This is a genomic window from Nocardia sp. NPDC004604, from assembly GCF_040609795.1.
Lineage (GTDB): Bacteria > Actinomycetota > Actinomycetes > Mycobacteriales > Mycobacteriaceae > Nocardia.
Map to the genome: position 1 here is coordinate 24,507 of NZ_JBEXLC010000032.1, position 26,365 is coordinate 50,871.

Sequence of the window (26,365 nt, forward strand, 5' to 3'; positions counted from 1 at the left end):
ACCTCCTCGCCTCGCAGCATAGCTATGAGTTGGCCGGCAACAGTTTGGATACCGATCGCCCGCCCGTTTCCAAGCGGTCAGGAGTTCATTTCACACCATCCGTGACTTAAGTCACAGACTTGCGCTTGCTCGGGAACGACGCTGGTCACGCCAGTTACCCATCGAGCGAATGCGGAGTGCTTGTGAGTCCCGAGAACACCACCGTAACCTCACCAACACGGAAGTATTCCGTGTCGACCGTCCCGGCCGAGTTCTACAGCGGCGGACATCGTCTGTCCGCTGTGATCTACACCCCGAGCGACGCGATAGACCATCACGGGCCCGGGGTGGTGCTGTGCAACGGGATGCGTGGGGTGAAGGAGTGGATCGTTCCGCCGTTTGCTGAGCTCTTCGCTGCGGCTGGGTACACGGCGCTGGTATTCGATCATCGTGGCCTGGGGGCGAGCGAGGGGGTACCTGGCCAGGTGATTCCAGCAGAGCAGGTAGAAGACGTCCGCGATGCGATCACGTTCCTGAGCACGCTGCCGACGGTGGACCCGGGTCGGGTGGTGCTGTGGGGCACCAGTTTCGGTGGCGCCAACGCGATCTCGGCCGCGGCAGTGGACGAGCGGGTGCAAGCAGTCGTCACCCAGGTGCCGTTCGGGGACTGGGGCAGGGTCATGCGGGAGACTCTGCCAGCCAGCAGCTACGGCGAACTAGTGGCCGAGTTCGCTGCAGACCGGGTAGAGCGGGTGAAAACCGGTCTATCGCAACGTATCTCATCGGGTCGTATTTTGGACAACGACGAGTCGCGTAAGGCAATTGCGCGGTCGGTCCGAGAGGGCGTGGGTGAACGCCCAGAATTGACGTTCACCCTCGAGGCAGTTGAGCGGAGTTTCGAATACCGGCCCGAACGCGTGGTCGACCAGCTCGCACCTCGGCCGCTACTGATCATCGGCTCCGCTAATGACGGCGTTATCCCATTCAGTGAATGCCAGTCGCTCTACGACCACGCGCGCGAACCCAAGCAACTGCGCACACTCTCGATCGGCCATTACGACATTTGCGAGCCACCGGGATCCGACCAAGCCGCAGCGCTCGCGCTCGAGTTCCTTGCACCGATCGCGTTTCCCGCCAATGTCGGCTGACCTGTCTTGATCGCTACGTCCAAAACTTTCTAAGGAACTGAGATGTCCAGCCAGCAGAACGGATATGCCGGGCCACCAGCGAGTCCTCACCTGTGGAGCCGCGACGGGTTCAACGGCGACATATGCGTCACCGCCCGCCCGCACCCGATCTTCGCCTATACCGAGGCGCGGGGGCCACATGCCCCGCATCGCCTGGACCTGAGCGATGTCGAACTGGCCGATCGCGACGATCCGGCCGCTCCGCCGACTGTCATCGCGACCAGTCGCAACGAGGTCAGTATCGCTGTGTCGGGCCGCAATGCGCCGACACCTTTTGCATGGCGCAACGCCGAGAACGACGAGCTGCACTTCATTCAAGAGGGCGAACTGGACTATGTGACCGATTTCGGCACACTGCGTGCGGCACCGGGCGACTTCGTATGCCTGCCGCGTGCTGTCGCATATCGTGTAGCGCCTGTCTCGACACCTACCCTGCGGGTCATCGTGGAAACACCCGGCCAGCTCCTGTTGAAGCCCCCCGCGCCATTCGGCATGCTCAATCTGTCACGCGACGTCACACATCCGGATCCTTCGTTGAGCTCGCGGGTCGATGGTCCAACTGAACTGTTGGTCAAGGCCTACGACGGCATTACACGCTATACAGTCCCCCACGACCCGCTCGCGATCGACGCGGTATTGGGCGGCCAGATCCCAGTGTGGAAGCTGAACCTCACTGCGATCCAGCCGCTGACCTACCTCCCACACGGTGGTCCTCCTGGGTCCTTCGCCGAGACCACCGATCAGGACTTGCTGCTCTACACGCTCAGCGCCCGTCCCGGCGCCCGGCCACCGATACACCACAACGCCGACTTCGACGAGCTGATCTTCTACTTCCGCGGCCCCGGCGCCTACGGTGCACTGACCTCACCGGGTCAGCTGGCGTGGACACCGAAGTCAGTCACCCACTGGGGACCGACGGAAGACGTACCACAGGGCTATCTCGCCTGGTTGTGCGAAAGCAAGGGCACCTTCCGACTCACCGCAGCAGGCCTCGCCGCGGCGCAGCCGATGGAGACCGGCCAGTTCGGTGTCCAGCCTGTCCCCGCAAACCAGACACCCGTAACCATCTGAGTAGAAAGGGGATTCGTCGTGCCTACTGACGACCCGATCATCGTCATCGGCGGCGGAATCGGTGGAATGTCCACCGCGCTCGCGCTAGCCAAGACCGGCCGCTCGGTCCACCTGGTCGAGCAGGCCGCCGAGTTCGGCGAGGTCGGCGCGGGCCTGCAGGTCGGCCCGAACGTGATGCGCATGTTCGACCGGCTGGGCGTGCTCGACGCCGTGACCGAAATCGCGTTCTTTCCGGAGAACCTCATCCTCCGTGACGCCATGGACGGCAGCGAGGTCTACCGGCTGCCGCTGGATGCCGCGTTCCGTGAGCGATTCAGCTATCCGTACGCCACTATTCACCGCGCTGATCTGCACGCGGTACTCACCGAGGCCTGTCGTGCCCAACCCCAGGTACGACTACAGACCGGGTGCAAGATCGTCAGCGTCGAGCAGACTCCCGACCGCGTGCACGCACACACAGACGAGGGCCAGGTACTCACCGGCACCGCACTGATCGGCGCCGACGGCGTGTGGTCCGGGGTACGCGGCATCGTGTTGGGCGATGGTGAACCCCGCATCACCGGACACGTCGCCTATCGGGCGGTGCTGCCGATGACGGAAGTCCCTGAACACCTCCGCAGCAACTCGGTTGTGCTGTGGGCAGGCCCCGACCTACACATGGCGCACTACCCACTGCGCCGAGGCGAGCTGTTCAACATGGGCGCGATCTTCCACAGCCACCGGTTCCAGCGCGGCGCCAACGTCTTCGGCGACACCGAGGAGCTCCACGAACACTTCTCCGGCGTCTGCGAGCAGGTCGACACGCTCCTGGGAAAGATCGACGAATGGCGCATGTGGGTGCAGCGCGACCGTGACCCAGTCGATCGTTGGAGTTTCGGGCGTATCACGCTGCTCGGCGACGCCGCCCACCCGACCCTGCAATATCTCGCCCAGGGTGCGGGCATGGCGATCGAAGACGCGTGGACATTGGCCGAGCGCCTCGCACAGTCCCCCGACGTGCCGACGGCATTCCACGAATACGAACAACGTCGCGTCGTGCGAACCGGTCGTGTGACCCTGATGTCACGCCTGTATGGCGAGCTCTACCACGCCTCAGGGGTTGCCCGCTCGGTTCGCCGCGAGATGTTGGACGGGTGGCCGGTCGAAGCCGCCCGCGAAAGTTTCTCCTGGATCTACAACGGGATTTGACAGTTCCCGGGTTGAAAAGAGTAATCGTGACAGAGATCCACGGATCGGAAACCGCCTCAACGCAGGAGAATTCGACCGCGTCAATGCGATCGAAAGTGCTTCTGGCTGCTGGCATAGGCAACTTCATCGAATGGTACGACTTCATCGTTTACGGCTTTGTCGCGCCGATTCTGGCTCCGCTGTTCTTTCCATCGGCTGATTTCGTTACGTCTCTGCTGGCCACTTTCGTGGTATTCGGTGTCGGGTTCGGACTGCGACCGATCGGTGGCCTCGTGCTGGGCCCGCTCGGCGACCGATATGGTCGGCGCCTGTCGCTCGTGCTGGTGATTTCACTGATGGCCGTCGGCACGACAATGCTGGGATGCGCCCCCACGTTCGCGCAGGTCGGCATCGTCGGTCCCATCGTGTTGGTCTGTGCGAGGGCGATACAAGGGTTCGCGATCGGCGGGGAATTCGCCAGTTCCTCGGCCTTCATCGTCGAGTACGCCCCGCCGGGGCAGCGCGGACGGTATGGAGGCTGGCAAATGTTCAGTCAGATGGCTGGACTGTTCGCAGGTGCTGTCGTCTCTGGAGCGATGATCAACGTGCTGTCTCCGGATGCCGCGCGGGTGTGGGGCTGGCGAGTGGCATTCTTGCTGGCAGTTCCACTGATCGCTGTTGCGATGTACGTGAGGTGGCGGCTCGCGGACACCCCGGTCTTCGAACGCGCAGAGAAAGTCGGCACCGAGGCGGCGCCGCTGCGTACCAGCTTGCGGCGGAACTGGCGGCAACTGCTGAATGGCATCGGTGTGCTTTGCCTGCCGGGAATTGCCGTCTACGCGCTGTTCGTCTCGATGCCGGCCTATCTTGTCGCCACAGAGCAAGTGCCACTGAGTACGGGCCTGATCAGCACGATAATCGGACTCGGGGTTTTCACGGTGGTGATACCGCCGGCGGCGGCGTTGACAGATTCGGTCGGGCGACGTCCGGTCTTCCTGGCCGGTGCACTGATAACGACCGCCCTGGCGTACCCCGCCTACATGTTGATCGGCACGAAGTCGGTGGCCGCCATTGTTGCCGCCCAGGTTGTGATGGGAATCGTGCTCGGCATTATGCACGCACCGGTACCGGCCATTCTGGTCGAAGCATTCGGAACTCGGACCCGCGTCAGCTCGGTCGCCATTTCATATGGGATCGCAACCGCGGTGTTCAGCGGTTCAGCACCCTATTTGACGACGTGGCTGACCTCGGTTACACACGACGCCCGAATCCCAGGGGTCTTGGTCGCGGCGGCGGGGTTGATCACCATCGCAAGCGGTCTGACCATGCCGGAAACGGCGAATAAGGAGTTGACAGTGTGAATCGGTGCTGCAAGCACTATGAGAAGCGCAGACGTGCAACAACTTTGATGAATTCTATTGCCGAGCAATGAGGTTGGAAATGTCCACAGACCAAAATTCTACGACCGTTACGACCGAGACGCTCAGCGAAGAGAGTGTCTTTGTTGAGCTGACGGGTGCCACTGACAACCCGGGACCAGCGGTAGGGAGCCTTGGCTTGCTCCCCCCGTTTCCGCCGCACAGGGTGCCGCGGAACGCGCGTCCGACGACGGTCCCCGGACAATATGTGCCGCAGTTGTCCCTGACCGAGCGTGATCGACGGTGGGACGGCTTGCGGAAGCGGATGCTCATGGCCGGCGTCGATGTTCTTGTCGTGCTCGGCAACGACATCTACTGGGATATGGGGCTGGCGAACCTGCGCTACGTCATGGGTGTTGGCGCGAAGATGGGTTCGCACGCGCTGTTCTTCCTCGACTGGGAGCCGGTGCTCTACAACGCGGTGCCGCACATGAGCCGGCCATTCAACCATCAACTCAGCGTGCAGGATTGGGTGACCGACATTCGGATCGGCCACGGCGTACCCGAAATCGCGGCCGAGTTGCGCGACCGTGGATTTGCTCGGGCGCGAATTGGGCTCGTGGCTTTCAGCTCGACCATTCAGACCACACCGACCTTCCTGTCGGGGGAGGAACAAGCGCTGCGGCAGGCGCTGCCCGAAGCCGACATCGTTGACTTCAGTCATGCGCTGCAGCACATGCGCCTGGTCAAGAGCGAGGAAGAGATCGGCCTGATGCGTCGGGGCGCCGAAATCTCGCGAAAGGTGCTCGACACGCTGGTGGACAACGCCCGGCCGGGCGTGACCGAGGCCGAAGTCTATGCCGAGATGGTCCGTACTCAGATCGCGAACGGGGCCGAGCCGAACATCTTCAACCTGCTTGCATCGGGACCGGTCGAGCACCCGACCGACGAGCTGTGGCACCTATTGCACGGTGTCGACCAGCCGACCTCGCCGACTACGCGGCCGCTCGCCGAGGGCGACCTGATCGTGACCGAATGGCACACCAAATACGGCGGCTACCTGGTGCACACCGAGTACACCGTGCACGTAGGGCCTAACGTTCCGTCACAACTGCGCGAGATCTGGAATGTTTCGCTGGAGTGCCTCGACGCCAGTCGCGAGGCGTTCCAGCCCGGCGTTACGTTGCGCGAAGCGTGGGAAGCCATCCGCCGCCCCTGCGAGCGGGCCGGTCTCGACTTCGTCGAACTCGGATTTCACGCCATGGGCCTGGCCTCACCGGAATTCCCATCCGTTATCTACCGGCCCGGCTACGGCAGTGCCGCCCTGAACGGCAGCGGCATCGGTGATCTCGTATTGGAAGAGGGGATGACGTTCGGCAACAACATAGACCTGCATGACCCGAACTGGAAGCCCGACGTCGGCTGCATGCTGTCGGACTTCATGGTCGTGCGTCCCGGTGGCGCCGAACTGCTCGTCGGCACGCCGCGGCAAATCGGCATCGGCGGCGCGTGAGCAACTGATCGGAGACACATCATCATGACGACGACACAGCCCTCGGACGACGAGCTCGAGCAGCTCTACGCGGACTTCTACACGCAGCACCTCGAACCGCTATGGACGCAGCTGGGCACACTCATGCCGATTGCTCCCACACCGAAAGCTGTTCCCTACATCTGGCGATGGTCGACGCTGTATCCGCTGGCCCAGCGGGCTGGCGAGCTCGTGCCGGTCGGACGCGGCGGTGAACGACGTGCCATCGCCCTGTCCAATCCCGGACTGGGCGGACTGCCCTACGTGACCCCTACCCTGTGGGCAGCGATCCAGTACCTCGGGCCGAAGGAGACAGCGCCCGAACATAGGCACAGCCAGAACGCGTTCCGGTTCGTGGTGGAGGGCGAGGGCGTGTGGACCGTCGTCAATGGTGATCCCGTCGCGATGCGACGCGGTGATCTGCTGCTGACGCCGGGGTGGCATTTCCACGGCCACCACAACGACACCGACCAGCCCATGGCCTGGATCGACGGCCTCGACATACCCTTCGTCCACTACACCGACACCGCCTTCTTCGAGTTCGGGGCCGACGGTATTACCGACGACACCACCCCCGATGTATCTCGATCGGAACGGTTGTGGGCCCATCCGGGCTTGCGGCCGCTGGTCGGCGTCGGTGCACGCGACAGCTCCCCCATTGCGGCGTACCGGTGGGAGCACACCGATGCCGCGCTGCGCGAACAGCTGTCCCTCGAGGACGAAGGATTCGCCGCGACCACCGAACCGGGACACGCCGCCGTGCGCTATACCAATCCCACGACGGGAGGTGACGTCATGCCCACCATCCGTGCCGAATTCCACCGCCTGCGCTCCCGAGCCCATACCCGACCACGGCGGGACGTCGGCTCCGCCGTGTTCCAGGTTTTCGACGGGACCGGCCGATTCCGACTCGGTGATGAGGTCACCCCGGTCAGCACTGGTGACCTGGTCGCAGTGCCGTCCTGGACCGAATGGTCTATCGAGGCCGACACCCAACTCGACCTGTTCGTCTTCTCCGACGCGCCCATCGTCGAAGGCCTCCGCTTTGCCCGCACCCAGATCACCGAGAAAGCCTGAGCCGCAATGAAACTTGCCACCCTGCGCATCGAGGGCGCGTCCGCGGCGGTTCGCGTCGACAGCGCAACCGCAACAATCATCGATGGATACACCGACCTTTCCGACCTGCTCACCGACCCGGAGTGGAAAGAGCTGGCGCGTAGTGCATCCGGTGCCGAGGTCGACTTGGTGGGGGCCGATTATGCTCCCGTCGTACCGCGACCGGGAAAGATCGTGTGCATCGGCCTCAACTACCAGAGCCATATTCGTGAGATGGGCCGTGAATTACCGGAATACCCAACGCTTTTCGCGAAGTTCTCCGAGGCGCTCACCGGACCTTACGACGATGTCGTTGTCCCCGCTTACGCCGCAGCCCAGATGGACTGGGAGGGTGAACTGGCTGTGGTGATCGGAAAGAAGGCCTATCAGGTACCGGAGCAGGAAGCCGATACTTACATCGCTGGCTATTCGGTGATCAACGACTACACGATGCGCGATTACCAGTACCGGACACTGCAGTGGGATCAGGGCAAATCCTTCGAGAAGACAGCCGGTTTCGGGCCGTACTTGGTCACCGATTACGCCCTCGGTAGCCGGTTGGAGACCAGGGTCGACGGCGAACTGGTCCAGTCCGCAACCACCGACGACCTGGTCTTCACCCCCAGCCGACTGGTCGACTACATCTCCCACATCGTCACGCTGCAGCCCGGCGATGTGATCATCACCGGAACCACCGGCGGAGTCGGCCACGCTCGCACCCCCGCGCGCTTCATCCAGCCAGGTCAGACCGTCGAAGTCACCATCGACGGCCTCGGCTCGGTCCGCAACAAGGCGATCGTCAAGTAGTGCCACCATGCAGTTCCACGACCTGAGCCTCGACGAGCAGTTGCGCACCGCGCGCCGAGGGACCGCCTACTTCAGCCAGAAGCTGGCCGAGCTCACCAATGGCGAATTCGACCACGACACTCCGCTGCGCGGCTGGACTCGCAGACACCTCATAGCCCACGTCGGCTACAACGCCGCTGCGCTGTGCCGACTGCTCGATTGGGCGGCAACCGGCATCGAGACCCCGATGTACTCCTCGGCTGACCAGCGCGCAGCCGAGATCGCCGAAGGTGCAACATTGAACGCGGGAGCGCTGCGAAACCTGGTGTCCCACACCGCCGCACGACTGGATGAGAAATGGCGGCACCTGCCAGCCGCAGCATGGTCCGCGAAGGTACGCACCGCGCAGGGCCGAGTCGTTCCGACCTCGCAAACCGTTTGGATGCGCACGCGCGAAGTGTGGATTCACGCCGTCGACCTCGGCAACGGGGCGCAGTTCAATGATTTCCCGCCGGTCGTACTCGACGGACTGCTCACCGACATCGTGAACGCCTGGCGCAGCCGGGAAGCAGGCAGCGACCTCATCCTCGCTGTCGACAACCGTGCCCCGATCGCCATCTGCGATCAGACATCACAGCAGACAACAGTGTCCGGCTCGCTAGCCGCAATCGTCCGATGGGCCGCCGGACGCGGCTCCATCGGTATCCGAATCAACGGCCCCCAGGCAACACCGCCACGGTGGCTCTGATTCGGCGCTCGAAATGCAGTGCCCAACAATACCGTCGACGAAGACGGTCCACCATTAGGAAAACAATGACCACCAGCGCTACTCCCGGCACCGAAGTCTACGATGATTTCTCCGGCAAAGAACTGGACTCGAAGCGATGGAGCTTTCTGGAATTTCCGCAACCCGACGCTGAGCCGTTCGTCTGCTCCGACCCCAGCGCTCTCACCGAACTCCTCGACGGTGGAGTCCGAATCCACATCGAGCGATTCGAAACCAGCCACCCCGTCCAGATCATGGACAACTGCAAATACGTCCTACTGTCCACTGCCGACTTCCCCCTCCCGGAACGGGGACAGATCGTATTCGAGGCCGACATAGCGGCCCGCAACATCAACGCCGCCGCCCGCGACTACCGCGACGGCTTCGCATCCTTCGTACTCGTCGACATGACCACCGGTTTCGTCTTCGATCTCTGCACCTCCAGCGATGCCGTCTTCGCCATCGACGAACGATTGCCTGTGCCTCAGGTCGAACAGCCCTATACACGCATCATCGAAGACCCGCTCGCCGACGTGACAGCAGGCCCGGACCGTACGGTGCACGCGCGCATCACCATTGACACTGCGACGCGATCGGTTTGCTGGGAGGCCGACGACGCCACGATCTTCCAGACCACCGTGTCCGAACTTCCGGCCACGCTGAAGATCGGGCTCGGCATCTTCACTTTGCATCCCGGCACCGGCAACGCCAGCAGTTCGCTTCGCGGCCAAGGGATTTCCGCGGTCTGGCGCAATATCCGTGTGACCACGCAGGCCGACTGATCCGCGGTCCCGCGCCCCAGCCGCCGAAGCACCGAACTGTCCTGCATACCCGCTGATCACGGAGACCACCATGACAACTCTCTTGCATATAAACTCCTCGCCCCGCGCCGGCGCGAGCAAGTCACTGGCCATCGCGCAATCCTTCCTGAGCTCCTACCACGAGCGCCATCCGGAGCTCGTGATCGATTCCCTCAACCTGTTCGATGAGCCGCTACCCGACTTCGGAACCGTCGCTGCGGCAGCGAAAATGGCCGCGTTCGGCGGCCAGGAACACACCGAGACCGAGCGTGCGGCGTGGGCCGAAGCGCGGGCCGTGTTCGACCGATTCGCCGCGGCAGACGAGTACCTGTTCAACGTTCCGATGTGGAACCACGGCGTGCCCTACGTACTCAAACAATGGATCGACCTCGTCACCCAGCCCGGTTGGGCTTTCGGATTCCATCCGGAGCAGGGTTACAGCGCTCTGCTGCAGGACAAGCGAGCGGTCGCGGTCTACACCACCGGTGTATACACACCGGGCCGCCCGCCGAATTTCGGTTCCGACTTCCACGCGAGCTTCTTCACCGACTGGATGCACTTCGTGGGCATCGACGACGTCACCGAGATCCGTTTCGACGGCAACGTTCTCGACTCCGACCCTGAAACATCTCTGGCCACGTTCTGTTCCAAAGCACGTGACCTGGCCACCACCTTCTAAGTGGGAGATCGTATGGAACTCGAGAAGCGCACTGTGATCGTCACCGGCGCCGCCGGCGGAATCGGCGCCGCGACCGCTAAAGTGCTGGCCCAAGCGGGTGCCAACGTGGTCGTGACCGACATCGGTTCCGCAGGCGAACACGTCGCGAAAGAGATCGAATCCGACGGCGGCACAGCAGTGTTCATCCCGGCCGATCTCACCGTCGAGGCCGAAGTCGAGAGCCTCGTCGCACGGACCGTCGAACGGTTCGGTCGACTTGACGGGGCATTCAATAACGCAGGTGTCGAGCAATGCGCCACCCCATTGCACGAGCTGACCGCAGAGCAATGGGAGCGCGCCGTACAGGTGGACCTCACGGGCGTGTTCTACTGCCTCAAGCATCAGATCGCAGCCATGCTCGAGACAGGCGGTGGTTCGATCGTCAACACAGCCTCCTCATTGGCGCAGGTCGCGATCCCCAACGCGAGTGAGTATGTCGCAGCCAAACACGGCGTCCTCGGGCTGACCCGGGCCGCTGCCGCCGACTACGGTCAACGGTCGATCCGTGTCAATGCTGTCCTGCCCGGCATCACCGAGACACCGATGGTGGCGCGGCTGGTCGACCCGGTTACATGGCCACACTGCGTGCCCGGCACGTGATGGGCAGGTTCGGGAAACCCGCCGAAATCGGTGATGCGGTGACGTGGCTGTTGTCAGACCACTCATCGTTCGTCACCGGAGCCGCCATCGCGGTCGACGGCGGCTACCTCGCCGTCTGATTGTGTTCGACCGAGTGGCCGAACGTTGTTGACGCCACCGTTCGGCCACTCCAACGAATGTGGCCGAACGGTGGCTTCACGACACTGCACTTGCGAAAGAAGAGTCGAGATGACAGAAACCCCCGCTGCCGCACCGGACGTCCACCCACCGTCCGCAGAATTCGCCGACGCGGCAAACGCCGACGCGTCCGTCTACGACCGGGCCGCCGCCGATCGCGACGCCTTCTGGGCGGAGCAGGCCAACAGGCTGCACTGGCATGAGCCGTGGACTCGCGTGCTCGACTGGGACAACGCGCCATTTGCGAAGTGGTTCGTGGGCGGCAAGCTCAACGTCGCATACAACTGTGTCGACCGCCACGTCCTCGACGGGTACGGCGACCAGGTCGCCATATATTGGGAGGGCGAGCCGGGTGACTCTCGCGCTATCACATACGCGCAGTTGCTAGCTGAGGTGAGCCAGGCCGCCAACTATTTCACCGACCTAGGCCTCGAGCCCGGTGACCGGGTTGCCATCTACATGCCGATGGTGCCCGAGGCAATCGTGGCGATGCTCGCCTGCGCTCGGCTGGGCTTGCCTCACTCAGTGGTATTCGCCGGGTTCTCCCCCAGCGCGCTGCGACAGCGCATCGACGATGCCGATGCCCGCTTGGTCATCACAACCGACGGCCAGTGGCGGCATGGTAAAGCAGCACCGCTGAAGGCGGCCGTCGACGAGGCGCTACACGCGCACGGCGATACTGCGTCGAGCATTGAGCACGTACTTGTGGTGCGACGTACCGAAATCGAGGTGCCTTGGGTCGAGGGCCGCGATCTGTGGTGGCACGAAACCGTAGCCAATGCGCCGAAAGAACACACGGCCAAGGCGTTCGACGCCGAGCACCCCCTGTATGTCCTCTACACCTCCGGCACCACCGGGAAGCCCAAGGGCATCCTGCATACCACTGGCGGTTATCTGACCCAGGTGTCCTACACCCACCACAACGTCTTCGACCACAAAGCCGGCCAGGACGTGTACTGGTGCACCGCGGATATCGGCTGGGTGACCGGACACAGCTATATCGTCTACGGGCCGCTGTCGAACCGCTCCACCCAGGTGGTCTATGAGGGTACGCCGAATTCACCAGACGAACACCGGCACTTCCAGATCATCGAAAAGTACGGTGTCACAATTTATTACACGGCACCGACGCTTATCCGCACGTTCATGAAGTGGGGCCGCGAGATCCCCGACGCACACGATCTGTCCAGCCTGCGGGTGCTGGGTTCGGTCGGTGAGCCGATCAATCCCGAAGCGTGGCGTTGGTATCGAGAGGTGTTCAGCGCCAACAAGGCTCCGGTTGTGGACACCTGGTGGCAGACCGAGACCGGTGCGATCATGGCCTCGCCGCTGCCCGGTGTCACTGCGGTCAAGCCTGGTGCAGCCATGGCGGCGCTGCCCGGTGTCTCAGCAAGAGTAGTCGACGAGAACGGCGAGGACGTTCGGCCCGGCGCCACCGAGTCCAGCGGCTACCTCGTGCTGGATCAGCCGTGGCCGTCCATGCTGCGCGGCATATGGGGCGACGACGAGCGCTACAAGGCCACCTACTGGGAGCGGTTCGCGGCACAGGGTTGGTACTTCGCCGGCGACGGCGCCAGGCTGGACCAGGATGGGGCGCTGTGGGTGCTGGGCCGCGTCGACGACGTCATGAACGTTTCCGGCCACCGCATCTCCACGGCCGAGGTTGAGTCGGCGCTGGTCGGCCATCACAATGTCGCGGAAGCCGCAGTGGTCGGAGCCAACGACGCGACCACAGGTCAGGGCATAGTCGCATTCGTTATACTTGTCGGCGGAAGCGCGAATACCGGTGAAGACTTGATCGCGGGACTGAAAGCCGAGGTGTCGAGAGAGATCAGCCCGATCGCTCGCCCTCGCGAGATTCATATCGTACCCGAGCTACCCAAGACCCGCTCCGGGAAGATCATGCGGCGGCTTCTTCGCGACGTCGCCGAGGGCCGCGAACTCGGCGACATCTCGACCCTGGTGGACCCCAAAGTCTTCGAAGCCATACTCGCCAAGAAGGCCGACCCGACGACCAACTCCACAGCAGCGGTCCCATGACATCAACCTCCCCGTCTGCCGGTCGACCGATCAAACCACGGCCATCGAATGAGGACCGGACGACCCGCACACGTCCGATCCGGCAATTGCCGATCGTCACGCAAACCGCTGAGCGCCGCGATGCGGCGCGTAATCGGCAAATATTGTTGGATGCGGCGAAACAGATCCTCGATGAACAGGGAATCGACGCACTGACAATGGATACCCTGGCCTGTCAGGCAGGAGTGGGGAAAGGGACCGTGTTTCGGCGGTTCGGCAGTCGGGCAGGGTTACTTCTTGCGTTGTTGGGTCAGTCGGATACACAATTCCAGACTGCGTTCATGTTCGGTCCACCGCCGTTGGGCCCAGGAGCACCTGCCGCAGAGCGCCTGGTCGCCTTCGGCTGGGCCCGACTACGTCTTCTCAGTACCGACCGTGGGCTACATCGTGCTGCCGAAGCAGATCCTTCGGACGCCTACTACGGCGGGCCTTCATATCGCCTGCTCCGGCAGCATGTGGCAATTCTGGTACAGGAAATCGGTATACCGAGCGATACTATGTTGATCGCCGATATGTTACTGGCCCCCCTGGATGCCAAACTGGTCACATACCAAGAGCAAGCCCTCGGTTACGACATCGATCAGATCGGAGCCCAGTGGGAGATACTTGCCCGAATGCTTATTTCCGGCAGTTCTCGAGAAACAAGCGACAGCGGTCGCCAGCATCACCGACACGGGCAACGGCACGGCTAGATCAAGCCGCGTAGCGCCTCACTAGGATTTACTTGATATCGGCGCCGATAAGCCGAGGCGAATCTCCCCATGTTGGAGAACCCCCATCTTGCCGCGAAAATGCTGACAGTGTCATTCGGCCCGGGGTCCACCAGGTTTTGGTGCGCTCGCTCGAGACGCACCATTCGTAACATCTCGAGCGGGCTGCAGCCACGGTAATTGCGGAATGCCTGCTGTACCGAACGAATACTTGCGCCCGCTTGGTCTGCAAGTTCGGACAAGGTCCAGGGGTATTCGGGACTGTCCGGCGAGACGGCGACGAACCGGGCGTTGCCCTCGGCGACGAGTGCACCATCGTGTTCGAGGCGAGCGTGGATATGCAGCTTGCGCTCGCCTTCGCGCCGATCGAAGCTGGCGGTCACGCTCATCGGTGCGGGCGCACATAGTTCACCTCCAGCCTGGCGGTGACCGCTGGGACGCACACGGTGGTCGGCGCGGTGTCGGATGCCTCGTCGAGTATCGCGGCGATGCCCCCGCTGTGCGCTACACCCCGGTGCGCCCTGGTGTCATTCGTCGAGGGTGAAACGGCCGATGATGCGATCGCGTTCGAGATTCAAGGCGATGCCGACGGCCGCCGGATTCCGCGGATGAGTTTGTTCAATGGATTAGGCTGGTGCACAACGCTTTCCGCACTGCTGCTCACGCTGGCGGCTCCGCCGCATGTCGAATGTTGCTTGTCATGTGGCGCATCGTCGGACCGGTCGCCGAACCGAACTACTCGACCGCGCGCTGTCAGAGGCAGTGTCGCTCCTTGACGTGCGTGGCGGCGTACGTGGCGAACAGGTGCAGCCTACCGACTACATCAGCTACTTGCCTTGAAGTTTATTTTCACCCAACCCGAGGGTGAAATAAATCGTGACACGATGCTCATTCGATAGTTCTTCTCTGCAATTGTCTCTTGTACTCGGGACACCAACTCCGGAACATGTATCGATGCTTCATCTCGACTAAATTCAATTTTCGTCAACCATTTCCCATGTCGGCAGCACGTGAATCCGGGATCTGGCACGGTTTGCGTGATTGACCGGTCCTGGATTGCCAATGGGCGCTTGATGATCGATCATGTCGCCAGTGTTCTGATCTTGGACCGATCGAGGTCCTGTTCCCGCACCTGGATGGGCTGCAGTTCGACGGCATGACCGCGTTCGGGCTTCGAGTGAACCTCGATGCGAGGACTCGCGACGAGGAGGCTGTCTGTCCGGGCTGCGGAACGTTGTCCCGCCGGGTCCATAGCCGTTATCGGCGGCGGTTGTCCGACACCGCGATCACCGGCCGTGAGGTAGTGATCCGGTTGCGGGTGAGGCGGTTGTTCTGCGACAACTCCGATTGCGACAGAAGGACTTTCGCCGAGCAAGTCCCAGGGTTAGCGGCGCGGTATGCCCGGCGCACGAGCATCCTGCAACGGCTGCTGTGTGCGGTCGCGCTGGCCTTGGGCGGTCGTCCGGGGGCTCGGATGACCCGGCATCTGGCGTCCACGGTCAGCCGGATGACGTTGTTGCGGCAGATCCGGGCACTGCCCGATCCGGACCGGGCGACTCCACGTGTGCTCGGTGTCGACGATTTCGCGCTTCGTCGCGGGCATCATTACGGATCGATTCTGATCGACATCGAGACCCGGCGTCCGGTCGATGTGCTCGAAGACCGCCGTGCCGAAACCCTCGCAGCCTGGCTGCGAGCCCATCCCGGCGTCGAGATCGTCTGCCGGGACCGCGCTGGCGCCTGTGCCGAAGGCATCGCTGCCGGAGCACCCCATGCATTGCAGGTCGCAGACCGCTGGCACATCTGGCACAACCTCGGCGAAGCGGTCGAACGCGTCGTGGCCCGGCACCGCGACTGTCTGGTTGCGGTCGCCGAACAGGCGATGGCCGATGCACAGTCGGCCAGCGAACTGGATATCGCGGCCCAACAGGAAATACCAGTAACCGGCACGAGGACCGAGTCGCCGGCGGAAAGGACCGACAAGTGGGCTGTGCGGGCGCGTGAACGTTATGCCGCAGTCCACGCGCTACTCGACGACGGCGTGAGCATCCTGGCGATCGGCGCCCGGCTCGGTCTTGCCCGCGGAACCGTTCGGCGCTTCGCCCGGGCGGCCAGTGTCGAGGAGATGCTGGTCAACAACGGCACCGGGCAGCGTCCGAGCCTGTTGGAGGAGTTCAAGCCTTACCTGCATCAGCGATGGAACGAGGGCTGCACCAACGCCACCGAGCTCTTCCACGAGATCAAAGCCCGCGGCTACCAAGGTGGAGCCAAGATCGTCATGAACTATCTACAGCCATTCCGCACGACCGGCCACGTCCCCCGCTCAGTCTGCAAACCACCCTCGGTTCGCCGGGCCGTCACCTGGATCATGACCGACCCCGCCAACCTCGAGCCCGACAATCGTCAACGGCTCAAGGCGATCTTGGCCGCGAGCCCCGAACTCACCAGCTTGGCCGGTCACGTCCGTGCTTTCGCCACGCTCATGCGCCAGCTCCGCGGCCGTGAACTCGAACAGTGGATGAAAGCCGTCGACACCGACGACTTCCCGGCCCTGCACTCGTTCGTCCGAGGCCTGCGCCGCGACCTCGATGCGGTCACCGCCGGACTGACCCTGCCCTGGAACAGCGGCCCGGTCGAAGGGCACGTCAACCGAATCAAGATGATCAAACGCCAGATGTTCGGGCGAGCGAAACCGGACCTCCTCCGAAAGCGAATCCTGTTGAGCGACTAACCAATCCAGCTCGCCGAATCACGAAATTTGTGCCTGATCCACGATTCGCTTGCCGTTGACATCCCAGACGCGGGTTCGTGAATATTGCCGAAGTACGTCTGGATGCCGCACCGGCACAACGGTTCCGGTGTGACTAGGCACGATCGGCCCGTCTGGTGTGCAGGATCAGCATTGCAGCAGTTCATCGCCGAAGCCGGGTAGTGCGCGGAGGGGATTCTTCGTCGCGCAGAACTGTCTTGTAGGCGAATTCATCGGGGATGTCGATCGAACCGTTGAAACCAGATCCGTTCCGCAGCAGCGGCATGCTTGATCAATGAGATCGGTGTCGTCAGCGATGTGACGAGTCGTCGGCGGGCGTCCGCATCGGACAGACCGCGTACGGTCTCGATGAGCGCTTCGCGGTTGCGGTCGAGCATGTTCTCGATGATCGCTCGCTCGATGCCGTTGGTAATTCGGTTGGTACTCATGGGCTTTCACTCCATTCTGTTGGGGGATTGAGGCTTGTGCGGTCGGTCGGCCGAATGACACGAAGCGGCGGCGCAGCGATCGATCTCGGGAGGGAGACGAAGCGTCCAGCGTGAAAGAACGACCGGGAAGAGATGCTCGCCGCGCGAATTGCGGACCGAGCGTGGGCGATGCGGGCGTGCATCGATACCGCAGCCCAGGCCTGTCAAGCGGCCTGCCGCGCAAGGGCAGTATGCCGCATTTTGATTCCAGGCTATATGTGATGACGACGCCCGTGTGGGTCGTTGCTGTCGGCGAGATAGATCATGGTCACCTCTGGGGTCATCCCGGCAGCGACGCGCTTGGGTCCATGGTGTTGACGAGGCCGGTCAGGCCCTCACCCGCCGTCGGTGAGCGGAATCGTGTTCACCGGAGAGCGCTTGTCGATTGGGCCCACGCCGAAGCACTCGACACCGCGCTCAGAATCCCGCCACCCAATAACACAGAGACTCAAACAACGTCAGTTCAACCGCATCGCCACCACACGGCGGTGCACACCCTGGCCGGGACACAGCGAACACCGCAGGGCTGCCGCCTGTCGGCCTGATCCAGCGCTATTCGGTTGCCGTAAATCGTGTTTGTTCCCGACCGCGTCGGTGACGGTGCGAACGGCGGCGTTGCCGAGGACGCGTGCCAGGATCCGCCCGGCGTACCACTCGCCGGGCGGCGAGTGAGCGAAAGATCCGAATCCGACACTGCGGCAGCGGCATCCAGCAGGCGAGGCACGCACATCGGAGCCCTGTGTTGGTCCATGAATTGCGGGACGCGGGTGCACATTGGATCGCCGAGCCCGCCGACCGACCGTTGGGCCGCTTCGCGACATTCGCGGACCACCCTGATGGCAACTACCTCCAGATCATTGAGTTCACCGATGACCCCTGATACTGCACCCGGAGATATGCCTCCGGCGCGAATAACTGTTCGCCGGGAAACGGTTCCGCGCCACGATCGGCGACGATCTCGACACCGTCCGTATTGATCCGCACCGGCAACCACTACCGGGGCCCGGACTCCGATCCGGCGGCGATCTGCCGGTCGCATATCATCCCGCACCGCATCCGATACCCGGCACCGGATCGGCGGAGTGTCGGATATCGGACGCACAGCAACGGGGCCGATTCCGTTCAAGTGCCGCGCCGAAAGCCGGTTGCTGCGACGATGGCTCCGAGACCGGCGAGGATACCGATAGCGGCAAATGCTGTGTGGAAGCCGTCGAAGCCGGTTCTGGCTGCAAACACGCGGCCCGCATCCAGCGCGAGGACCGAACGCCGCTGGCACCGCCGCACCCGAGCGCACCGACGTCGCGAAACCATTGGAAGGCATGCTGCACCGCCGCGCCCCCGCTCGTCGTGGCGACTATGGGCAGCCATGCGTGTCGCTCTCTCGGCAGGTCCTCTTCGACAACCTCGAGATCGTTGTCGTCAATCGCTGTGGAATCTCGCAGAGGACAGTTCGCTCGCCGCTGATCGGTTCATTCGAATGTGTTGTGCGCCTGGGCTACTGCCCATGCGGCGATTTGGGCGCGTGATGTGAACCCCAACTTGGTGAGGATATGTTCGACGTGTCCCTGCGCGGTACGCGGCGAAACCGACAGGCGGTCAGCGATCGCCTTGTTGGTCAGACCTTCGGCGACCAGGTTCGCGACCTGGCGCTCGCGCGCGGTGAGGCTGTCGAGCGAGTGCGGAAGCGGCGAGGCAGGTTTGACTCGCTCGCCGAGTGCGAAGCCGAGCGCGGCATCGAGACTCATCGATGCACCTTCCTGTCGCGCTACGTCGAACGCACGTAGACCGAGTAACTGACGACTGCTCCGCTCGCACTCATCACGATAGGTGTGCAGAGCGCGGAAGATGAACGACGTGGAGCTGCCGGCCATGCGCCCCGAGGCGTCCGCGGCACCGAGCAGGACAGCTGCACGGTAGGCATCGTGCTTCTCGACAGCGATCCAGGCCAGGGTATCCAGACAACCGGTGGCGACGAGGGGATCGGTCAACATATGGGCCAATTGAATACCCTCTACCAGCGCACGCGTGGCGCGGTCGGGCTCGCCTTCTCGCCACGCGGCGAATCCGATCCCCCACAACGCCCACGACCGATAGATCACCTCGCCCGCCGATTCAGTGATCTCGCGTACCTCGGTGTGACAGGCAGCGGCACGCGACGTATCTCCGTTCAGTGCGTAGCACCATCCCAGCGCGATACGGGCATACAACTGCAGTCCGAGATCACCGGTCTCTTCGTAAGTACCGATCGCATAAATCAGTCGGTCAACCGTACGAGTTGAATCAGCGTCGCTACTGGCGAAAGCGTGGTTCGCCTCGACGTGGGCGAGCAGCGCTGTGATCAAGGGAGCGGCAGTCTGCTCGGCCAGTGTCCGGAGCTCTGACAGCCAGCGGCCGGCGGTGGACATATCGCCCTGCACCGCTGCCATGGAGCTTGCCGCATACAGCGCCTTGGCCCGGTCCTCAGGTCGGCCGCCCGATGATTGAACCAGGGCGCGCTCATACCACCGGCGCCCCTCGCTGAGCCGCCCACGCAAGAACCAGAACAGGAACAGGCAGGGCACGATTCGCACCGCGCGATCGTCGGACTCGGACAGGCTGTATTCCAGTGCCTTCCGCACATTCGGCAGCTCTCGCTCCAGCCGTTCGAACCATTTCATCTGGTGCGGACCGATCCACTCCGAATCCGCCTCGCGTGCGAGTTGCGTACACCAGTCCAGATGCCGCCGGAACAGATCTGGGTATTCGCCGGCCTCTTCAGCCTTCTCCCGGCCGAATTCCCGGACAGTCTCGAGCATCCCGAAGCGCACCGTATCGGCTACTTCCTTCCGGGAGAGGATCGACTTGTCCAGCAGCGCCGACATTGCATCGTGCAGCTCCGGCTCGCCCGCTCTGTCGACACACACCTGCTCAGCCGCATCGAGTTCGAAGCCGCCGGCGAATACGGACAACCGGCGCCACAATCGCTGTTCGTCCGGTGTGCACAGGTCATAGCTCCAGTCGATGCAATACCGCATCGTCTGCTGCCGCTTCGGAGCACCCCGGCTGCCGCGAGTCAGCAGAGCGTACCGGTCGTTCATCCGGGACAGGATCTCTTCGACGGACATCGTCCTCAGGCGGGCCGCGGCCAGCTCGATCGCCAGCGGCAAACCCTCGAGCTTGGTACAGATCCTCGCGGAGGTCAGCCTGTTGTCGTCGGTAACTTCGAAGCCCGGCACCGCTGCGGCAGCCCGTTCGGCGAACAGCTTCACCGCGTCGTAGCGCGCCACCGTCCGCAGCCCCGGTTCGACGGCCGGATCGGGAATCTCCAGCGGCGGCAGTGGATACACCCTTTCCCCGCCGATCCCCAGAGCCTCGCGACTGGTCGCCAGGATCCGCAGGTGCGGGCACGCTCGCATGAGCGTTTCGGACAGGCTCGTGACCGCGTCGATCATGTGCTCGCAGTTGTCCAATACAAGTAGCACATCGTATGGAGTCAAAAGTTCTACCAACGTGTCGAGCGTCGGTCCACCTCCATGGTCACGCACACCGAAAGCCGCGGAAACGACATCGGGCAGCGACGCATCGTCGTCCAGCTCACCCAATTCGATCAGCCACGCCCCATTCTCGAATTTGCTGCGGATCTTGTGCGCCACACGTAGCGCGAGCCGTGACTTGCCGACTCCGCCGATCCCGGTCAGGGTCACCAGCCGCGACCCGGACAGCAGGTTCTTGACCTCGGACAGCTGGGTTCGCCGATCGACGAAACTTGTCAGCTCCAACGGCAGATTTCCCACGCCTGCACGCAACCCACCACCGTGCAAGCGAGAAACTCCCTGCGGCACTGCGTCTTCCGAAGCCACAACAGCATCAGGGCCAAGCTCCGGCCGAGTCGGCAGCGCCATCTCGTCGGCAGTGAAACCGTGATCGAGCTGTATGCGTCGCAGCTGCTCGCCCAACTGTACGACCGTGGGGCGGTCGTACGGGTCGCGAGCCATGGCCGCCTCGATGGTCGAGCAGACGTCCTCCGGTAAGCCCGACTCGCGCAGGTCCGGAAGCCGGTGACTCGTGATCCGGACGAATTGCGCTACGACCTCCTCCCCGCTTCGCCGTTCGAACGCTGCATGTCCGGTCAGGGCGCAGAACAACGTAGCTCCCAACCCGTACAGGTCCGCGGCGGGGCTCTGCGGCTGTCCGCCGAGGACCTCCGGCGCGATGAAGGCCGGCGAACCCGTGATCGCCCCCGATGTCGTCTCGAATCCGCCAGTGATATGAGCTATCCCGAAATCCGTCAACGCCGGCTCACCGAAATCGGTCAACAGAATGTTCGCCGGTTTGACATCACGATGCAGAACACCGAGACGATGCGCACTCTCCAGCGCCCCCGCCATTTTCACCCCGAGATGAAGCACTTCCGCAACCGATAGCGGACCATCGCGCCGGATCCGTGCGTCCAGGGAGCCTCGAGAGCAGTACGGCATCACCAGGTACGGACGACCGGACCCGGTCTCACCAATCTCGAGCATGCTGACGATATTCGGGTGCCCAGTGAGTCGCCCCATCGCATGCTGCTCGCGAAAGAACCGTTCCCTATTCTCCTCCAGCTCACCGGTGAAAACCTTCACCGCCACCGCACGGTCCGCGGCAATCTGAGTGCAGCGGTACACCGCGCCGAATCCACCCCGCCCGATCTCCTCGGCGTGCTCGAACCCGGCCGCACTCAGCTCCGTGACGACGTCCACACCGACATCACGCTGCGTTTCGAGGGGATCGTTCTCAACCATTGCCACCTACAGCCCCACAAATCAGAATATCCCCAGCGAACCCACAGACCATCTACCGCCGCAACAAGGCCGCGCGGGTTCGGAGCACTCGATACCATCGGCCGCGACCGTCTTTTGTGCCGATCGCCTGAACACGGCGAAAACCCTCGTCGACCAGCACCTCCGCTGGGCCGGGGCGGCAGAAATAGGTATGCCGTTGGTAGTTCGACCGTCGCGGGTAGGGCCGTCCGTGACGCAGGCTCGACAGTGACAGCGCAGGCAAGAACTGGCGAGGATTCCCATGTTCGACCACAAGCCGGAGAACCCACGACACGTCAACGACGCCTCCGAGCGCCACGGCGGTGCGACCTTGATGATTCGGCATTGCACCGACTGTGCGACGTTGGTCGCGCCGATGACCAACGCCTGCTCATCGTGCCGGTCCACCACTCTGGACTGGGTGCCCTCCTCGGGCACGGGGTCGATCGTGTCGTGGAAAGTGGCGCATCACCCATCGAACGCCGGGACGTGGGAGCAGTCGACGGTCGCCATCGTCGAACTCGACGACGGCCCCTGGATCTACTCCACGATCGATGGTGAGCTCCCACCACCATCGGACCAGCCGATCCGTGTCAGATACGAACCCGACCCGCCCGCGGACCGATTCCCGGTTTTCGCCATCGACACCACCGATCCACGGCGCCCGCACGGCACCACCCCGCCCGCGAATGATCCCAAGAGCCCGCAGTCGACGACTTCCCTGGCGACACACACCACCCATGCCCTGGAATGGGTTCGTTCATCGATGACGCACTGCGATTTTCTGGCGGCAACCAAATCGCTCAACACCGACGCGAGATCCGTGGTCGAGTTCGCGATCCGACGGGCCCCGTCCGGCGGCGCCAGTGCCGGCGAATTGCTGGTCGCCTTCGGCGTCACCCGCTGGCGGTTCGTCCAGATGATTCGCGAGGCCCTCGTTCAACGCCCCGGCGACACTCGTGATGCGCGAACGCTCAAACGCAATCTGCTGGACTCGCTGTCATGGGCGTGGCGCGCCTACCCCGACTCTGCGCCCGCTTACGTCCACGGCTAGCGACACAGTTTCGATTCCGCTGTGCTGCAAAGCAATTCGGCAACAGGCATGGTGACAACGAGGCGCGCATGCCGATCCGCACCTCGGCGGACGCGGCGGGGTCGGCGGCCACCGCCGGGACCTCCACCACGACCGCCTCGGCAATCTCCAACTCCAGGCTCTCCAGCCGGGTCTTGAAGCGGTCGGCGACGGCCGCGATGAGGGCAGTGGTCTCGTCGATTATCCAGCCAGCGTGCCACCGCCCATAGGAGCGCAACGCCCCGACAGCCGATCCGCGGCCACGATGTGCCCGGCCCAGGCGCCCGGGACCCCCTGATGTGCGCGTCCAAACGCGCCGTAACTCCTACGGTGACAACAGTTTCAACGCCGCGACGGGACAGCTGAGCACAGCGGAGTTCACTGCCGATTTCTCGGACTCCGGCACCTCGTCCTCGAGGATCGTCAGATCACCCTCGTCATCCACCGAGAAGAATCGGGGAGCGGCGGCCTCGCACATAGCGTGCCCTTCACAGCGGTTGCGATCGAGTTCGATCTTCATCAAATCTCCTCCCCGTTGATCGAGACCGGAACGGACGCCACCCGCCGGGTTAAGATCCCGTCGCATTTCTCCCAGGTCGCATCCGGTGTCAGCCGCATCGACGGATGGGCGTCCATGAGCGCGCCGATAGCCAAGCGGGCCTCGATCCGCGCCAGCGGAGCGCCGATGCACGTGTGTATTCCACGTCCGAATGCCAAGTGCGCGGCGGAATCCGGTCGATCGATCCGATAGGTGCGTGAATCGTCACCCCACCGCTTCTCGTCGTGGTTGGCGGATTGGATGTTCAGGTAGAGCTTCTTACCCGCCGGAACGGGGCATTCGCCGAGACTGACATCCTCGATCACCGACCGGACCATGAACTGAGCGGGCGAGTCCAGACGCAGCGACTCCTCGATCGCGTTCGGCAGCAACGATCGATCGGCCACCACGGCTTCCCATGTACTGTGATTCTCGAGCAGGCGATACAGGCAGTTGGCGATCAGCCCACGAGTCGTATCGGTCGCGGCCACGACGAGCTGGAAGAGATGACAGACAACATCGAGCGCTGGCAGCTCCTTCTCGCCGGGTTCGGCGAAGCAGAGGTTGTCCAGCACATCCTCGTGACGATCTTCCGGGTGAGACCGGCGCTCCTCGACCAGTTTGGCCAGAAACCCCATCAGCGCACCGAACTCCGGCAAGCCGTCGACGGGTTCCGGAACGACGCTCACGATGACGTCGGCCCACCCCTGGACTTCACGCCAAGCGGGCTTGGAGATTCCTATCAGGGCATACAGGACGGCAGCGGGAATGAAATGCGTGTAGTCCGTGTACAAGTCGACGCGGCCGGAGCTGGGAAGCGCCGCGAGCGCGTCGCGGACGATACCTTCGACCTCGGGCGTGAGGTTGCGCAGACGCGCCGGCGCCAAATTCTTCAACAGCCTGGCGCGCAGCACCCCGTGTTCCGGTTCGTCCGACTGGGTGATCATGGTGACGGGGGTCTGCACGTCCTCGACGCCCACCGTGAAGTTACCGCGACTCGAAAAGTGTTCGGTGTCATCGAATACCGCGCGGACGAGATCGTCGGTGTTCGCGGTGTAGAGGACATCGCTGACCCTCCCGACCGGGCATCCTCTTCTCGATGCCGCCATGAAGTTGTCGGGATCGGGGATGTGCGCAGGATTCAGCGGATTGAAGAATTCATCCGAATCCACAGGAGTTATCATGTCGTTCCTTTCCGATCACCCGCGAAAATGCGGGTCGAGCATCTGGGCTGCCGGAGGATGTCAGTTGCCGATCACGGTGACCGGCAACGACTCGAGGCCGCGCAGAACGTTGTTAGCGGGCCACGGCCGAGACATCATGCCGATCCAGGTAGACCCCCGGGCCCGCATCACGAAGAGCGCGAAACTCCGAGTAGGGCTCGGCCATGACCGCTTCGGAGAAGAGATCGACATCGGAGCGTGGAATCGTGCCGGTGGGCCTGTTCACCGCGCACCTCCTCGAGCGGTCGGATCTTCGGCGAGCCGGCGGAGTTTCGGCGCTGATATCGGGAAATTCACCGCCGCGGCGGTACCGATGCCCGTGCCTCCGTCGGGAGGTGACCAGGCCAGCAGTACGCTCCGATCCTCGAGTGACCCGCCGACCACTACGGGCTCACCGATCGGAGGCAGTTGCCCAGCGATTCGGATACGAAGCCCGAAAGCCTCCGTCCAGCAGAAGGACGCCCTGCTGCCCGGCCGGGTTTCCGGCTCACGGCCGAGGAGGGTCGAGGCCGCGGTCGTCGCCTGTGCTGACGCATTCCACCAGTGCGGAGTGCGTCCGTATCGGCCGTCGACGCCAGGGGCGCTGGTGACATCGCCGGCCGCGACGATATCCGGAGCAACTCGGCAGTCCGCGTCGACAACGACGCCGCCGTTCAAGGCAATACCGCTGCCGTGCAACCACTCCACGTTCGGAACGTCGCCGACCGCGGTGACGACCACGTCGGCTTCGGCGAGCACGGTTCCGTCCGTCGACTGCAAACGATCACCCCCGTGCCGCCCCGGCCGGAGTTCCACACCGCCGGTGGACACGCGGACCTTCACTCCCGCCTCGGCGGCGGCGGTCAACACCATGTCCGACAGCAGCGGGCCGAGACGGCCTGCCAATGGAGTGATCTGATCGATCACCGTGACCGCCTTGCCGAGACTCGCGGCGGTCGAAGCGATCTCGAGGCCGAGGAAGCCGCCACCCGCGACCGCAACCTCCCGAGCATTGTCGAAGCGTTCGCGGAGATGGATGGCATCGTCGAGGGTTCGCAGCGTGACCTCTTCGCCGTGCCGCGACAACCGGCGAGCCCGGGCCCCGGTCGCGACGACCAAGCCGTCGTATCGGATGCTGTCCTTATCGCTCAGCTCGACGAGCTTCCGCTCCATATCGAGACGAACCGCCCGCACACCACCGACGATGTCGAGATCGTCAGCGGTAGAAAGAAAGACACTGTCATCGGGCTCGGTACCGCCGAGAACACCTTTCGACAGCGGCGGCCGGGCGTAAGGCCGGTGCCGTTCGTCGCCGATCACAGTGATCTCGCCATCGAACCCGAACTGCCGTAAGGCCGCAGCCGTGACGCAACCCGCCTGGGATCCTCCGACAACCACCAGACGACGCCGGCCGCTCACGGAGCCCCCCGTCCGGAAACCTGCTGAAAACTGTTCTTCCCCATGACAACTCCTACTCAGACTGCGATGGTCGATCCGCTGGACCGCGGTAACGC

The 26,365-nt window shown here is 63.4% G+C and carries 20 protein-coding genes and 2 pseudogenes; 15 read left to right on the top strand and 7 right to left on the bottom strand.

The window, feature by feature from the left end; genetic code table 11:
* The first annotated feature begins 230 nt into the window (after positions 1 to 230).
* From ABZW16_RS14475 to ABZW16_RS14535, 13 genes and pseudogenes are all read left to right on the top strand, one after another.
* On the top strand, positions 231 to 1,127 hold the full coding sequence (locus ABZW16_RS14475; protein ID WP_354955866.1) for an alpha/beta fold hydrolase: 897 nt from the start codon (positions 231 to 233) through the stop codon (positions 1,125 to 1,127).
* Positions 1,128 to 1,169: 42 nt separating this feature from the next.
* Positions 1,170 to 2,237 (top strand): homogentisate 1,2-dioxygenase, encoded by a 1,068-nt coding sequence (locus ABZW16_RS14480; protein WP_354955868.1) that lies wholly within the window; start codon positions 1,170 to 1,172, stop codon positions 2,235 to 2,237.
* Positions 2,238 to 2,255: 18 nt separating this feature from the next.
* Positions 2,256 to 3,425: a 3-hydroxybenzoate 6-monooxygenase gene (locus ABZW16_RS14485; protein ID WP_354955870.1), complete on the top strand. Its 1,170-nt coding sequence runs from the start codon at positions 2,256 to 2,258 to the stop codon at positions 3,423 to 3,425.
* 95 nt (positions 3,426 to 3,520) lie between these two features.
* The gene (locus ABZW16_RS14490; protein ID WP_354955872.1) at positions 3,521 to 4,765 is read left to right on the top strand and encodes an MFS transporter; all 1,245 of its coding nucleotides are present in this window, start codon (positions 3,521 to 3,523) and stop codon (positions 4,763 to 4,765) included.
* 265 nt (positions 4,766 to 5,030) lie between these two features.
* A complete protein-coding gene (locus ABZW16_RS14495) occupies positions 5,031 to 6,275 on the top strand; it encodes a Xaa-Pro peptidase family protein (RefSeq protein ID WP_354955874.1) in 1,245 nt (414 codons plus the stop codon).
* Positions 6,276 to 6,299: 24 nt separating this feature from the next.
* Complete coding sequence (locus ABZW16_RS14500; RefSeq protein WP_354955876.1) at positions 6,300 to 7,370, top strand: cupin domain-containing protein; 1,071 nt, start codon at positions 6,300 to 6,302, stop codon at positions 7,368 to 7,370.
* 6 nt (positions 7,371 to 7,376) lie between these two features.
* Positions 7,377 to 8,195 carry a fumarylacetoacetate hydrolase family protein gene (locus ABZW16_RS14505; protein WP_354955878.1) on the top strand — a complete coding sequence of 273 codons (819 nt, stop codon included), beginning with the start codon at positions 7,377 to 7,379 and terminating at the stop codon, positions 8,193 to 8,195.
* 7 nt (positions 8,196 to 8,202) lie between these two features.
* Positions 8,203 to 8,922 (top strand): maleylpyruvate isomerase family mycothiol-dependent enzyme, encoded by a 720-nt coding sequence (locus ABZW16_RS14510; RefSeq protein WP_354955880.1) that lies wholly within the window; start codon positions 8,203 to 8,205, stop codon positions 8,920 to 8,922.
* A 65-nt stretch (positions 8,923 to 8,987) separates the two neighbouring features.
* Entirely contained in the window at positions 8,988 to 9,722 is a 735-nt protein-coding gene (locus ABZW16_RS14515) for a DUF6081 family protein (protein ID WP_354955882.1), read from the top strand.
* 70 nt (positions 9,723 to 9,792) lie between these two features.
* Positions 9,793 to 10,419 carry an NAD(P)H-dependent oxidoreductase gene (locus ABZW16_RS14520; RefSeq protein WP_354955884.1) on the top strand — a complete coding sequence of 209 codons (627 nt, stop codon included), beginning with the start codon at positions 9,793 to 9,795 and terminating at the stop codon, positions 10,417 to 10,419.
* Between the two features lie 12 nt (positions 10,420 to 10,431).
* A pseudogene (locus tag ABZW16_RS14525) lies at positions 10,432 to 11,177 on the top strand (SDR family oxidoreductase).
* A gap of 109 nt (positions 11,178 to 11,286) precedes the next feature.
* A complete protein-coding gene (gene acs, locus ABZW16_RS14530; protein WP_354955886.1) occupies positions 11,287 to 13,275 on the top strand; it encodes an acetate--CoA ligase in 1,989 nt (662 codons plus the stop codon).
* Positions 13,276 to 13,361: 86 nt separating this feature from the next.
* Complete coding sequence (locus ABZW16_RS14535) at positions 13,362 to 14,006, top strand: helix-turn-helix domain-containing protein (RefSeq protein ID WP_354955887.1); 645 nt, start codon at positions 13,362 to 13,364, stop codon at positions 14,004 to 14,006.
* On the opposite strand, the gene ABZW16_RS14540 is transcribed toward ABZW16_RS14535, so the two are convergent.
* Positions 14,003 to 14,413 (bottom strand): helix-turn-helix transcriptional regulator, encoded by a 411-nt coding sequence (locus tag ABZW16_RS14540; RefSeq protein ID WP_354955889.1) that lies wholly within the window; start codon positions 14,411 to 14,413, stop codon positions 14,003 to 14,005. The two genes, ABZW16_RS14535 and ABZW16_RS14540, sit on opposite strands and share 4 nt — an antisense overlap.
* Before the next feature lie 767 nt (positions 14,414 to 15,180).
* Between ABZW16_RS14540 and ABZW16_RS14545 the strand changes: the two genes are divergently transcribed.
* The gene (locus tag ABZW16_RS14545; protein ID WP_354955891.1) at positions 15,181 to 16,755 is read left to right on the top strand and encodes an ISL3 family transposase; all 1,575 of its coding nucleotides are present in this window, start codon (positions 15,181 to 15,183) and stop codon (positions 16,753 to 16,755) included.
* Between the two features lie 266 nt (positions 16,756 to 17,021).
* Here ABZW16_RS14545 and ABZW16_RS14550 read toward each other — a convergent pair.
* Positions 17,022 to 17,222: pseudogene (locus tag ABZW16_RS14550) on the bottom strand (DUF664 domain-containing protein); the annotation flags it as partial.
* A 1,508-nt stretch (positions 17,223 to 18,730) separates the two neighbouring features.
* Positions 18,731 to 22,021 carry a protein kinase gene (locus tag ABZW16_RS14555; RefSeq protein ID WP_354955893.1) on the bottom strand — a complete coding sequence of 1,097 codons (3,291 nt, stop codon included), beginning with the start codon at positions 22,019 to 22,021 and terminating at the stop codon, positions 18,731 to 18,733.
* Positions 22,022 to 22,301: 280 nt separating this feature from the next.
* On the opposite strand from ABZW16_RS14555, the gene ABZW16_RS14560 reads away from it, so the two are divergent.
* Positions 22,302 to 23,093: an OB-fold domain-containing protein gene (locus ABZW16_RS14560; protein ID WP_354955895.1), complete on the top strand. Its 792-nt coding sequence runs from the start codon at positions 22,302 to 22,304 to the stop codon at positions 23,091 to 23,093.
* 343 nt (positions 23,094 to 23,436) lie between these two features.
* On the opposite strand, the gene ABZW16_RS14565 is transcribed toward ABZW16_RS14560, so the two are convergent.
* The 4 genes from ABZW16_RS14565 to ABZW16_RS14580 all read right to left on the bottom strand — a co-directional run bounded on the left by ABZW16_RS14565 (position 23,437) and on the right by ABZW16_RS14580 (position 26,270).
* A complete protein-coding gene (locus ABZW16_RS14565) occupies positions 23,437 to 23,631 on the bottom strand; it encodes a ferredoxin (protein WP_354955897.1) in 195 nt (64 codons plus the stop codon).
* Complete coding sequence (locus ABZW16_RS14570; protein ID WP_354955899.1) at positions 23,631 to 24,821, bottom strand: cytochrome P450; 1,191 nt, start codon at positions 24,819 to 24,821, stop codon at positions 23,631 to 23,633. The genes ABZW16_RS14565 and ABZW16_RS14570 overlap by 1 nt, the downstream gene beginning before the upstream one ends.
* Positions 24,822 to 24,945: 124 nt before the next feature.
* Positions 24,946 to 25,098 (bottom strand): hypothetical protein, encoded by a 153-nt coding sequence (locus ABZW16_RS14575; RefSeq protein WP_354955901.1) that lies wholly within the window; start codon positions 25,096 to 25,098, stop codon positions 24,946 to 24,948.
* Complete coding sequence (locus ABZW16_RS14580; RefSeq protein WP_354955903.1) at positions 25,095 to 26,270, bottom strand: FAD-dependent oxidoreductase; 1,176 nt, start codon at positions 26,268 to 26,270, stop codon at positions 25,095 to 25,097. The genes ABZW16_RS14575 and ABZW16_RS14580 overlap by 4 nt, the downstream gene beginning before the upstream one ends.
* Positions 26,271 to 26,365: the final 95 nt, after the last annotated feature.

What these genes read in the sequence shown, in the direction of transcription:
- acs (WP_354955886.1), top strand. Translation starts at nt 11,287, where the DNA reads ATGACAGAAACCCCCGCTGCCGCACCGGACGTCCACCCACCGTCCGCA.
- ABZW16_RS14510 (WP_354955880.1), top strand. Translation starts at nt 8,203, where the DNA reads ATGCAGTTCCACGACCTGAGCCTCGACGAGCAGTTGCGCACCGCGCGC.
- ABZW16_RS14515 (WP_354955882.1), top strand. Translation starts at nt 8,988, where the DNA reads ATGACCACCAGCGCTACTCCCGGCACCGAAGTCTACGATGATTTCTCC.
- ABZW16_RS14555 (WP_354955893.1), bottom strand. Translation starts at nt 22,021, where the DNA reads ATGGTTGAGAACGATCCCCTCGAAACGCAGCGTGATGTCGGTGTGGAC.
- ABZW16_RS14560 (WP_354955895.1), top strand. Translation starts at nt 22,302, where the DNA reads ATGTTCGACCACAAGCCGGAGAACCCACGACACGTCAACGACGCCTCC.
- ABZW16_RS14565 (WP_354955897.1), bottom strand. Translation starts at nt 23,631, where the DNA reads ATGAAGATCGAACTCGATCGCAACCGCTGTGAAGGGCACGCTATGTGC.
- ABZW16_RS14540 (WP_354955889.1), bottom strand. Translation starts at nt 14,413, where the DNA reads ATGAGCGTGACCGCCAGCTTCGATCGGCGCGAAGGCGAGCGCAAGCTG.
- ABZW16_RS14545 (WP_354955891.1), top strand. Translation starts at nt 15,181, where the DNA reads ATGACCGCGTTCGGGCTTCGAGTGAACCTCGATGCGAGGACTCGCGAC.
- ABZW16_RS14505 (WP_354955878.1), top strand. Translation starts at nt 7,377, where the DNA reads ATGAAACTTGCCACCCTGCGCATCGAGGGCGCGTCCGCGGCGGTTCGC.
- ABZW16_RS14500 (WP_354955876.1), top strand. Translation starts at nt 6,300, where the DNA reads ATGACGACGACACAGCCCTCGGACGACGAGCTCGAGCAGCTCTACGCG.
- ABZW16_RS14520 (WP_354955884.1), top strand. Translation starts at nt 9,793, where the DNA reads ATGACAACTCTCTTGCATATAAACTCCTCGCCCCGCGCCGGCGCGAGC.
- ABZW16_RS14480 (WP_354955868.1), top strand. Translation starts at nt 1,170, where the DNA reads ATGTCCAGCCAGCAGAACGGATATGCCGGGCCACCAGCGAGTCCTCAC.